The sequence below is a fragment of the Streptomyces sp. NPDC059851 genome, assembly GCF_042732005.1.
GTDB lineage: Bacteria > Actinomycetota > Actinomycetes > Streptomycetales > Streptomycetaceae > Streptomyces.
Map to the genome: position 1 here is coordinate 1 of NZ_JBHWJJ010000034.1, position 10,819 is coordinate 10,819.

General features: G+C 69.2%; 9 protein-coding genes and 1 pseudogene. 7 read left to right on the plus strand and 3 right to left on the minus strand.

What is annotated here, in order from left to right; all coding sequences use genetic code 11:
- Nucleotides 1–222 precede the first annotated feature (222 nt).
- Complete coding sequence (locus ACFV7Q_RS14655; protein ID WP_385428324.1) at nt 223–390, plus strand: hypothetical protein; 168 nt, start codon at nt 223–225, stop codon at nt 388–390.
- 146 nt (nt 391–536) lie between these two features.
- Here ACFV7Q_RS14655 and ACFV7Q_RS14660 read toward each other — a convergent pair.
- Nucleotides 537–792: pseudogene (locus ACFV7Q_RS14660) on the minus strand (transposase); the annotation flags it as partial.
- Between the two features lie 202 nt (nt 793–994).
- On the opposite strand from ACFV7Q_RS14660, the gene ACFV7Q_RS14665 reads away from it, so the two are divergent.
- Together ACFV7Q_RS14665 and ACFV7Q_RS14670 are read left to right on the plus strand one after the other, a co-directional pair.
- Complete coding sequence (locus ACFV7Q_RS14665) at nt 995–1,378, plus strand: VOC family protein (protein ID WP_385428325.1); 384 nt, start codon at nt 995–997, stop codon at nt 1,376–1,378.
- 799 nt (nt 1,379–2,177) lie between these two features.
- Nucleotides 2,178–3,662: an FAD-dependent monooxygenase gene (locus ACFV7Q_RS14670; RefSeq protein WP_385428326.1), complete on the plus strand. Its 1,485-nt coding sequence runs from the start codon at nt 2,178–2,180 to the stop codon at nt 3,660–3,662.
- A gap of 20 nt (nt 3,663–3,682) precedes the next feature.
- Here the strand turns inward: ACFV7Q_RS14670 and ACFV7Q_RS14675 are convergent, their stop codons facing one another.
- Nucleotides 3,683–4,354, minus strand: coding sequence for a ScbR family autoregulator-binding transcription factor (locus tag ACFV7Q_RS14675; RefSeq protein ID WP_385428328.1), 672 nt, complete (start codon nt 4,352–4,354; stop codon nt 3,683–3,685).
- A 129-nt stretch (nt 4,355–4,483) separates the two neighbouring features.
- Here ACFV7Q_RS14675 and ACFV7Q_RS14680 point away from each other — a divergent pair, with 129 nt between their 5' ends.
- A complete protein-coding gene (locus ACFV7Q_RS14680) occupies nt 4,484–5,329 on the plus strand; it encodes an NAD(P)H-binding protein (RefSeq protein WP_385428330.1) in 846 nt (281 codons plus the stop codon).
- Between the two features lie 6 nt (nt 5,330–5,335).
- Here the strand turns inward: ACFV7Q_RS14680 and ACFV7Q_RS14685 are convergent, their stop codons facing one another.
- Nucleotides 5,336–6,232, minus strand: coding sequence for a ScbA/BarX family gamma-butyrolactone biosynthesis protein (locus ACFV7Q_RS14685; RefSeq protein WP_385428332.1), 897 nt, complete (start codon nt 6,230–6,232; stop codon nt 5,336–5,338).
- 491 nt (nt 6,233–6,723) lie between these two features.
- On the opposite strand from ACFV7Q_RS14685, the gene ACFV7Q_RS14690 reads away from it, so the two are divergent.
- The 3 genes from ACFV7Q_RS14690 (at nt 6,724) to ACFV7Q_RS14700 (ending at nt 10,675) form a co-directional block, all read left to right on the plus strand.
- Complete coding sequence (locus ACFV7Q_RS14690) at nt 6,724–7,434, plus strand: ScbR family autoregulator-binding transcription factor (RefSeq protein ID WP_385428333.1); 711 nt, start codon at nt 6,724–6,726, stop codon at nt 7,432–7,434.
- Between the two features lie 322 nt (nt 7,435–7,756).
- Nucleotides 7,757–8,596, plus strand: a complete 840-nt coding sequence (locus tag ACFV7Q_RS14695) for a BTAD domain-containing putative transcriptional regulator (protein WP_385428335.1) — start codon at nt 7,757–7,759, stop codon at nt 8,594–8,596.
- 1,257 nt (nt 8,597–9,853) lie between these two features.
- Complete coding sequence (locus tag ACFV7Q_RS14700) at nt 9,854–10,675, plus strand: BTAD domain-containing putative transcriptional regulator (protein WP_385428337.1); 822 nt, start codon at nt 9,854–9,856, stop codon at nt 10,673–10,675.
- The last annotated feature ends 144 nt before the right edge of the window (nt 10,676–10,819 follow it).

Here is a 10,819-nt window from a genome sequence, read left to right on the forward strand (position 1 = left end):
CCTCCAACACCTCATCGCCACCTGGACCGGCACCTGCCCCACCTGCCAGCAAACCATCCCCTGGCAGCCCTACGACACCACCTAACAAAGCACTATTAGGTGAGTGAGCCCGATGTTTGTGCTGGCCGCGAGGATGGTGAAGGGCGCCCGTTGGCTCGTGTGTGACGACAAGCTTGGACGCCTGGCGGGACTGTACGTGTTCATCGACGACCAGGTGGCGCCTTGTCGCCGGATCGAGCGATCCCCGAACTGGCGGACGCCGAACTGTTGTGCCTGGCGGTTGCCCAGGTGCTGCTCGGCTTTCCCTCGGCCCGGTACTGGATCCGCTTGGCCCACGCCTGGCTGGGGCACCTGCTTTGCTACCTGCCCCAGCAGTCCGCCTACAACTAGCGGCTCAGCAGCGCCGGGCCGCTGTTTTCGCAGGTGATCGGGGTCCTGGCCCGGTAGGTGCCGACCTGGCACGACGGCCTGCGGCTGGTCGACTCCACGCCACTGCCCTGCGTGGCCTTCCGCGGGACCGTTACTGAGGACGGTGGTCGTGATGTCGTCAGGGTGAGCCTTGTGCCGGTGAGGGGTCCGTCGATGATGTCGCTGCGGTATTGGATCTGGCGGAGGTCGTGTCGGAGCTGGCGCGTGAGGTGGCTCGGGTCGGTGGAGGCCGTGTTGGCCTGGGGGTCCGGCGGAGGGTGGACCAGATGCCTTCCACGGGGTTGAGGTCGGGTGGTAAGGCGGCAGGTGGTAGGCGGTGAGCCAGTCCTGTGCGTCGATGAAGGCCCTCATGCGGCGGTCTTTGGTCAGCGTTTCGGCCGCGCGTGATCAACTCCATGCGGGGCAGTGTGGTTTGACGGCATACCGCCTGCCCACAGGGTGAACGGTGCCTGATGTGGCCCAGGGGGGGCGGGTATCGAAAGTGCTGCCGGGGTCTGGGTTGGGTGCGTGATCGTTGAGCGCAGGTTGGTGGCGTTTGGTGGGGAAGTCGGGAAGGCTGGGGTGCATGGTTTCGGTAGTGCAGAACGTGGCGATTGACTGTGCGGATGCCTACGCGTTGGCCCGGTTCTGGTCGAAGGTGACGGGCTGTTCGATGCATCCGGAGGTCAGACCGGGTGACCGGGAGACTCAGGTGCTGTTGGCGGAGGGCCCCGTGTTGTACTTCAACCAGGTGCCCGAGGTTAAGACGATCAAGAATCGGGTCCATCTGTGTTTGCGTCCTGAGACCTCGCGTGACGAGGAGGTGGACCGGTTGCTGGGCCTTGGGGCTACCTTTGTCGCTGATCATCGGAATCCTGATGGTTCAGGCTGGGCCGTCCTTGCTGATCCCGAAGGCAACGAATTTTGTGTTCTGCGCAGTGAGTCCGACCGGGCTGCCATGAATGCCTGACGATGACGCGTCGTACGAAGCAGCTGGGCACGGCCGCTTGTTGATGCCCTGGGCGGCAACGGTCGCTTCGTAGCGGGGCGGCGAGCTCGTCGTACCGGGTGGCCACCGCCCGGCGCCTCGTGGGGCGGCGATGCCGGCCTCGATTGTGTGGTGCTCGCGGTAGTCGGTCTTGTCGCACGTTGGCGGGCGGCCCCCGCGAGTGCCGAGCTTCCGGTGGTTCACGAGCTGGTCGACCTTGTTCGAGAGGGTGCAGCGGATTCCACGTTCGCGCAGGTAGTCGCCGTTTTCCCGAGAGCTGTATGAACACGTACCGTGCCGCCAGAAGGGCGTCCAGGCCAGAAGTCACACTCAGGCCAACGGGCGTCCTTCGCCATGGTCGCGACCAGCACGAACATCGGACTCATTCATCTAGGAGCCTCCGCCCCTGTGGGCCCTGGGGGTCCTGTTCTTGGGCGGGTGTGCGTGGTGGGGGTCGTGGTCTGGCGCCCCCCGGGGGGTCGTGGTCTGGTGCCCTGGGGTGCGGGGTTCTTGGCGTGCGTGCTGTGGTGCTGGCTTGCTTGGGCGTGTCCTGGGGGCTGGTTCTTTCTGGCCTTGGGGGGCTGTCGGTCGGGCTCGCCGTCGGTCCGGCCGGTGGTGCGGGTGGGGTGGGTGGCTGGGTTCGTGGTGGGTGAGGGCCCGGGGGAGGTCGTTTCTGTTGACCCGAGGGGCCGGTTAAAAAAACAGGGCTTCCGGTATATTTTGTGGTTCCCAGGCAGTTCGGTCCGATGGGGAGGGCGCCGCTGTGCAGGGGAAACGTCGTATGCGGACGCAGGTGGTGGTGATCGGCGGGGGGCCGGTCGGGATGCTCGTGGCGTCCGAGTTAGCCGGGTACGGGGTGGATACCGTGCTGTTGGAGTCGGAGGCGGGTGTGTCTGACCGGCCGAAAGCGACCACGCTGCATGCGCGGGCGGTGCAGTGTCTGGCGCGGCGAGGGCATCTGTCGGGGCTGGTGGCCCCGTATGCGCGTGCTGTGGCCGGTCGTCCGTTTCACTTCGCGGGTTTGCCCGGTCTGGTGATCACGGCTCCCGAGCGGGAACCGGAGCCGATCGTGAAGTGTCCTCAGGCGGAGTTGGAAAGACGTTTCGAGGCGCGGGCGCGGGCGGCGGGGGCGCGGATCCTGCGCCGGCACCGGGTGACCGAGGTCGTGCAGGAGGATGGTGGGGTGCGGGTGGAGGCGGAGGGTCCGCACCGTCGGGCGGTGTGTGTGGCCCGGTACGTGGTGGGGGCCGACGGCGCTCGTAGCACGGTGCGTACTCGGGCGGGTATCGCCTCCGATACCCATCCGGCAACGGTGTCCGCGTTGATGGGGGCGGTGACGCTCACGGATCCGGATGCGCTGCCCGAGGGCTGGCAGCGTACTTCCCGTGGCTGGATCGCGTCCCGGCGTGACTCCCAGGGCAAGACGCACATCAGGACGCTGAACTGCACGGGCGCGCACGTCGACCGGCACTCGCCGCCCACCTTGGAGGAACTGCGTCGGGAGGTGTCGTGGATAGCCGGACGGGACATTGCGATGCAAGAGCCGCGGTGGCTGGGGAGGTTCAGTGACTTCACCCGGCTGGCCCGGACCTTCCGTGCGGGCCGTATCTTCTTGGTGGGCGATGCGGCGCACGTGCACTTCCCGATCGGTGGACAGGGCCTCAGTACCGGGGTGCTGGACGCGCTCAACCTGGGCTGGAAGCTGGCGCTCGCGGTGCGGGGAGCGGCGGGTGCGGGGCTGCTCGACACGTATGACGTGGAGCGCCGGCCGGTGGCCCAGCGGGTCATCGACAACACGCGGGCCCAGCTCGCGCTGATGCGGCCGGGGCCCGAACTCGACGCCCTGCGGGCGGTGTTCAGCGGGCTGCTGGCGGCGGACCGGGAAAGCGGGCGGCTCAGTGCCATGATCAGCGCCCAGGACACGGTCCTGCCGGACCACACCGGCCATCCCTGCCCGGCGGCAGGAACGTTCCTGCCCAACGCGGCGCTCCGCACGGGAACGGGCGAGACCGACGTGATCAAACTCCTGCAGGAGGGCAGGCCCCTGCTGCTGCTGTTCGGTGAGGAAGGCAGCCGCCACGGGGACGAGGCACGCGAATGGGCCGGGACCTTGAAGGTGGTCCGCGCCCTCGCCGTCCCCGAGGTGCCCTACGAGGCGGTGGTGGTACGGCCCGACGGCTACATCGCGTGGGCTGCGGGCTGCGGCGACCTGGGGGAGGCGTTGTCGGTGTACTTCGACAAGGAAGCCCGGGCGGGGCGTCCTTGAGCGAGCCGGGCCGGGGCTGCTCAGCTCGCGGCGCCGAGGACTTCTTGTGCCTCGGCCACCTTCAGGGCCTCGGCGTAGACCCTGGCTCCCCGGCTCTCGGAGAGGTCGAGCGAGGCGAGGATGCAAGGAGTGACCGCACTGGGCAGCACGTGCCGCATCAGGGCCGAGACCCTGCCGGCCAGGTCCCGGTACTCGCAGATCGCCTGGGACATGGACTGGATACCGGCGAACGAGCCCACGATGACGTCGGCCGTTTCGGCGGGCACGGCGTGCGGCAGCAGTTCCCCCCGCGCCTGCGCCTGCTGCAGCAGTTCGAGGCCGACCTCGGCCCACCGCAAGAACGCCCCGCTACGGTCGATGTCCTGGGCCAGCTGGTCCATCGACAGCCGCACCCCGGCGCGGACCATCGGATCGGTCTGCAGGCGATGGGCCTGCAGCATCACCACGTCCACGATCTCCTGCACCTTGGACGTACGGGGCGGAACCATGATCCTGTGGTCCTGCCCGGCGAGGACTTCCTGGGCCAGGTCTTCCTTCGACTGGAAGTGGAAGTACAAGGCACCCTTGGTCACCCCCGCCTCTTTGAGGATCTGGGAGATCGTGGCCGCTTGGTACCCGTGTTCCTCGAAGATCTTGGCCGCCGCCGAAAGGATCGTCTGACGGGTGCGGATGGCCCGAACCTGCTCAGCCACTGTGCCTCCTCCCTCCTCAGGGTTGTCGCGCCTTCGACGGCCCAAAAAAACCGCCCAGTTCGTATCTTACGGGGTGTCGCTGACCTCACCGATACGGGCCGGGAAAAGGTCAGGTCAAGAAGGAGACCCATGATTCTCGTGACCGGCGCCACCGGCACCGTAGGGCGGGAAGTCGTCCGTCGACTCCCCGCCGACCGAGCAGTTCGCATCATGGCCAGGGACCCGTCCCGCATCTCGACCGCACCACCCACGGCCGAGGTCGTCCGCGGCGACTTCACCGACCCCACCTCGCTGACGGGCGCGCTCCGCGCGGTGAGCACCGTGTTCCTCGTGACCAACCAGCTCGGGGATGACGACGCACGCTTCCTCCACGCCGCGCGGACGGCGGGCGTACGCCACGTGGTGAAGCTGTCCGCGGCCGCGGTCACCGACAGCGGCGCCCAGGACCTGATCACCCGCTGGCAGCGGCGCAACGAGGAACTCCTGCGGGGCTCGGCCATGCAGTGGACCCTGCTGCGCCCCCGGTCGTTCATGTCCAACGCCCTGTCCTGGGCGGCGTCCATCCGCTCGGACGGTGTGGTGCGGGCCCTGGGCGCGTCGTCCCCCAACGCCTGTGTCGACCCGCGCGACATCGCGGACGTGGCGGTGCGCGCGCTCACCGAGGAAGGACACGCCGGCCGGGTCCACACCCTGACCGGGCCGCAGGCGATCACGGCGGTCCAACAGACGGCCGTGCTCGCCGAGCTACTGGGCCGTCCGCTGCGGTGCGAGGAATGGGATCCACAGCAGGCGCGTACCGCACTGCACGAGCGCTATCCGCCGCCCGTCGCGCAGGCACTGCTGGACAGCGCGCACCGGCAACGACAGGGCGCGAAAGCCCAGGTGGAGGCGGGGGTTCCGGCGCTGCTCGGCCGGCCTGCCGGTTCCTTTTGCACTTGGGCGCGGGATCACCTGGGGGCTTTCACGGGCGCCTGACGACGCTCACAGGTGGTGAGACCCCGCGGTCACGGTGCAGCCGAAGACCTGAACGCCGTCTTGCCAAGCGCTCACCAGCACGGTCTCCTCGCCCGCGGCACCCGTACCCGGCAACCGCAGCGCCTCGATCGTGCACGGCGAGTCGAGCTCGACGTACCGCTTGAACTCGCTGGTGATGCTGAGGGGGAGGTAGGCCGAACGCCCCAGCGCCGATGCCGTGGCCTGGCGGGCCGCCTCGATCAAGACCATGCCCGGCACGTGGTCGACCGCGTGCTCGAAGAGGACGGGATGGCGGGTGTCCACCCGAAGGCGCCAGCGGTCCTGCTCGCTGGTGGGGGACAGGACGACGTCCATGGGGGACATCCGCCCGACGCTCTGCGGAGCCGCCGGACTGATCAACGGCAGCTGGTACCGGTCACTGCCGAGCACGTGCGCGCCGCGCACCCGCCGGTAGACCGCCGGCGCCATGCACGAAAAGGACCCGCCCCCCGTCGCGACGACCTGGCCGTCACGGTGGAACACCGCCTCGAAGCGCAGCTTCGACAGGTTCCCGCCCCGCCGGTTGATCTCCGTGCACGTGATGTCGATGCTGAGTGCCGCGGGCTCGTACCCCACCTGCAGGTACTGCGGCCGGACGGTCAGGCCGATGTCCCAGACGATGAACTGGTGCCCGAACGGCACACCGAACTCGGCGTGCCCCAGGAGGATGCCGATCTGGCGGAGCGTCTCGCAACCGATGAGCGGGTCGTGGTAGCCACCGGCGACCGGAGTGAAGAAGCTGTGACCACGGGGCCACTGCGCAGTCATGACGAAGCGGGTGTCATCCACCCGGGCCCAGCCGGTGAGCACCACCTCCGCCACGGCGGAGCGATGGACCAACTCCTTGGGAACGGTGGTGGTCAACGTCGTGGGAGTAAAGCCGCCGGGCTCGACCGCCAAAGCCCTACAGCACCTTCCCCCCGCTGCACCTAACGCTGCCAAATCGACATGAAACGCGCTCACAGACACTGCTCCCCCTGGGCTGGTGCGAGATGTGTTCGTGGTGCCACTGACCGGAAAAGATACCTACCAACCGGGATGCATACCAAGCGGTTTCGTTTTAGTCGGAAGCGTTTATTCCGGTCCGAGCGTTCGCCCTGATGGGACCGCCCCCGATGCGATCGACCGGTGCAACACCCCGCCGCCCCACCCCCGCCCGCGGCTTCAGCGCGGCGCGACTCATCCTTGAGCGGCCCGGCCGAAGGTACCCGCGGACGACCCCCCTGCCGGGCCCCACGGCCCGGTTCCAGGCACCCGGGCGGGCATACGCGGCGCACAACACGCCCCTCTAAAACCGCACGGACGGTTTGTTACACTCATGGGAGCGGCCGCGCCGCGGGGGAGGGGGCCCGGCCGTGGCGGTGCCCGTGAAGCACCGCAGTCAGCTCTCCGGCCTGCCCCTCGGCAGGCACGGCAACCCCCTTGCAACGACGGAGCGGTCGATGGTCAAACAGGAGCGTGCGGCGCGTACGCGCGAGACCCTGATCCGGTCCGCGGCGGAGGTCTTCGACCGCGAGGGCTTCTCCCGGGCGTCCCTCACCGCGATCAGTTCACTCGCCGGGGTGAGCAACGGGGCGCTGCACTTCCACTTCGCGAGCAAAGCAGCCCTGGCGGACGTCGTCGAAGCCACGGCGCTGACGAAACTGCTGGCCCTCACCCACACCCAACCCCCGGCCGGCAAAGCCAGCCACGTCCAGCTCGTGGTCGACGTCACCCACCGCCTTGCCCACGCACTGCGCGACGACGTGGTGCTGCGCACGGGCTTCGCCCTCGGCGGTGAGCCGTCCCGCCCGGTCCGGGTCGGTCTGCGGGAGCACTGGCGGTGCTGGGTCGCACAAGCGCTGGAGCGGGCCGAGGCGGAAGGCGAGTTGCGCACGGAGGTGGCGCCGCAGGACGTGGTGACCGCCGTGGTGGCCGCGACCGCCGGGTTCGAGGTGCTCGGCGTACGGGACGCGATGTGGCTCTCGGCGACGACGGTGAGCCGGTTCTGGCGCCTGCTCCTGCCGGCCGTCGCACCGGCCGCCCTCCTGACGGGCCTCCAAGCCGGCGGAACCCGCCCCCAGTAGGAAGGCGCCAGACCCCGCGCCCCGGCACCGCGTGCACGCACACGCAGCGCCGGGGCCTTCGCATACGAACCGAACCCCCAGCAGACCCAACGGTCTGTTTCCGTGCCCGCTCCGCCCATCCTGAAGAGGCTGCAGAGCGGATCCGTAGCGATCCGTAGCACAGAAACGCCCCACACGAGCAACAAAACCCAAGGTCAGGCCACCCCATGAGGGCACGTCAGGCGACCAAGCAAGTAGAAACGGCCCGGTCGGTTTTCTATTGACAAACCGCCCGTCCTGTTTTTTACTGAGTTCGGCTCATCCATAGACAGGGGAGTACGGCGTGGACATCGAACTACTGGGCACTCTGGCGGTTCGGGAGCAAGGCCGCTCCATCACCCCTACCGCCCCCAAACCACGACAGGTGCTGGCCCTGCTGGCACTCCACGCCGACCAGGTCGTCCCGATCTCGGCACTGATCGAGGAGCTGTGGGCCGGCACGCCACCGCGCAGTGCCCGCACCACGCTGCAGACGTACGTGCTGCAACTGCGGTCCCTCATCGCGACGGCCCTGGAACAAGGCGAGGGCACCGAAAGCGACACCGGCCGGCGCACGGCCAAGGACGTCCTGGTCACCCTGCCCGGAGGCTACTTACTCAACAGCGGCAGCGGCACCAGCGACGTCCGCGAGTTCGACCGGCTCGCCGGCAGGGGCTACCGCGCCATGGACGCGGGCGACTTCCCCGGCGCCGCCCGACTCCTACGCGAAGCACTGTCCCTGTGGTCGGGACCGGCCTTCGCCGACGTGCACGTCGGCACCCAGCTGGACATGGAAGCACGACGCCTGGAAGAGACCCGGCTGTGCGCCCTCGACCAGCGCATCGAGGCCGATCTACGGATCGGGCGACACCGGGAGCTGCTGGCAGAACTCACCGTGCTGGCCAGCCGGTACCGCACCCACGAAAACCTCCACGGCCAGTTCATGCTGGCCCTACACCGCTCCGGCCGCCGGGGTGAAGCCCTCGACGTCTACCAGCGGCTGCACCAGACCCTGGTGCGCGAACTCGGACTCGAACCTTCCGCCGTGCTGCGCCGGCTGCAGCGTTCGATCCTCATGGCCGGCCCCGACAGCCCCGTAGGGGCACCGGAGACCCACCACGAGCGACTCGTCCGCGTCGGCTGAGACGGGGCGCCCCCCCACCAGGGATCCGGCCCCCCAGCCCCCCGCACGCCCGGACCCGGCCCGAAGAGACACAGCCCGGTGCAGGACAGGGCGCAGCGGACCCGCAGCAAGCCCGTCCACCCACGCGCCCTCCTGCAGGATGTCGCCGCAGAATCCCCCGCACCTGGCTCGCCGCGCTCTGCGACCTACAGCGCCAAGCCACTGCCGCGGGCGAACGGGCGAACGGGCGGACGGGCGGACCGGCACGCGGACCGGCACCCACGGGGAGGACACCGAACCGCTGGCCGCCGCGGCAGCCCGCGGCAGCCCGCGGCAGCCCGCGGCACCGAGACGACGGCCGGCACCGGCATGCCCCACGGACGAACTCCAACGCCGCGTATCCGGCCTCCCCCCAAACCACACCACACCGCACCGCCCGGTCCTACCGAAAACCACCGCGGCCCCCTTAGCAAAGACCCCGAACCACAGCAGCGGCAAGCAGCCCACACAGCAATACAGCCGCACGGCAACGTGAGCACGAAATCCCGCGGAACGCCCCCGCCCAAAAAAACGGACCAGAGCACGACGGCCACCCCCGGGGGAAACCTTCGCACGCTACTCCCCAACGCAAAAAGGCAATTTCTTCCAGCGCACGACCGACAGCCCCCATTCGGTTGCCCGCCCGCGACCGGGCGACGTCACGCACCCCGCACCAAGCCGCCCCGCCTCGGCAGCCCCGCGATCGCGGGAAGCCAAAGGTCAACCTGCCCCCGCCCCAGCCGCTCCGGCGCCCGGGCGAAGACCTGCCCGGCCCCCACCCTGACCGGGCCGCCCCCCACCACAGCAGCGAAGACCCGGCGCACCAGCCCGCCCGCACGCCCACCGTCGGCGACGAACCACACCCCAGCCCTGGGCGGGGCCAAGAAGCCACTGCAAGGGGCCCAGACCCCCCGCCGCACGGCGCCCGAGGACCCGCCACGCGCCCCACCCGTGCTCATGCAGGGCAACTCCACGAAGCCGACGCACGGGCACACCCCGACCGCTCGTTCCAGCGTTCACCCCATTCCATCAGACGCTTCCCCCAAACACTCCATCGAAAAACGCGGAATACGGCATCCCCAGCAGCCCAGGCAGCTCCACAACCCCGGCACAACCGCCATTCTTTGAAGGCGACTTGACACAGACTCAAGAAATCGGTGGCGTCGCCCTGGGCCCCGCTACTGTGCCTCAGTCGAAGGCTTGAAATCGATGGGAACTCGACGACGAGCGGGGAAAACCGTGAAGATTCAGGTTCTAGGTCCGTTGAGCGCCGAGGTCAACGGGGGCTCAATCGTTCCGACGGCCGGCAAGCCGCGCCAAATCCTGGCGCTGCTCGCGCTCTACCCGGGCCGGGTGATGCCCGTGCCCACCCTCATGGAGGAGGTCTGGGGCACCGAACTGCCCCAGAGCGCGCTCACCACACTGCAGACCTACATACTGCAGCTGCGCCGCAGACTCGGCACAGCCATGGGCCCGGGCGACCCCGGCGGGGCCAAGGAGGTCCTCGCCACCCGGCACGGCGGCTACCTCCTGCAGATCGCCCCGGAGAGCGTGGACGTCCACGAGTACGACCGACTGGTCGCCGAGGGCCAAAACGCCTTCGAGGAAGGCGACGACGAACGGGCCGCCACCCGACTGCGGCAAGCACTCGCGCTCTGGCAGGGCCCGGCCCTGGTCGACGTGCGCGTGGGCCCGATCCTGGAGATCGACGTCATGCGACTGGAGGAGAGCCGACTGGTGACCGTGGAGCGACGCATCGACGTCGACCTGCGGCTGGGCCGACACACCGAACTCCTCGCCGAACTCACCGAGCTGATCGCCCGACACCCCCAACACGAAAGCCTGCACTCACAAGCCATGGTGGCGCTCTACCGCTCCGGCCGCCAAGCCACCGCACTGGACGTCTACCGCAGACTGCGAGTACGCCTCATCGAAGACCTCGGCGTCGAGCCCTCACCCCAACTCCAGCGCCTGCACCAAGCGATGCTGGCAGTGGACCCGGCGCTGGACGTGGTCGCCGGCCCCCGACGGGGATCCACGTTCGACCTGTACGCGGCCTAAAGGCCACCTGCCGGGCGAGCGGACCGCGGCCGCCCCCGGGCCGCCCCCCCCCCACCCCACCCCCCCCACCCCACGGCACAACCACACCCCCCCCACCCCCCCCAAGTCCCCGCCCCCCCCCACCCACGAACACCACACCCACAC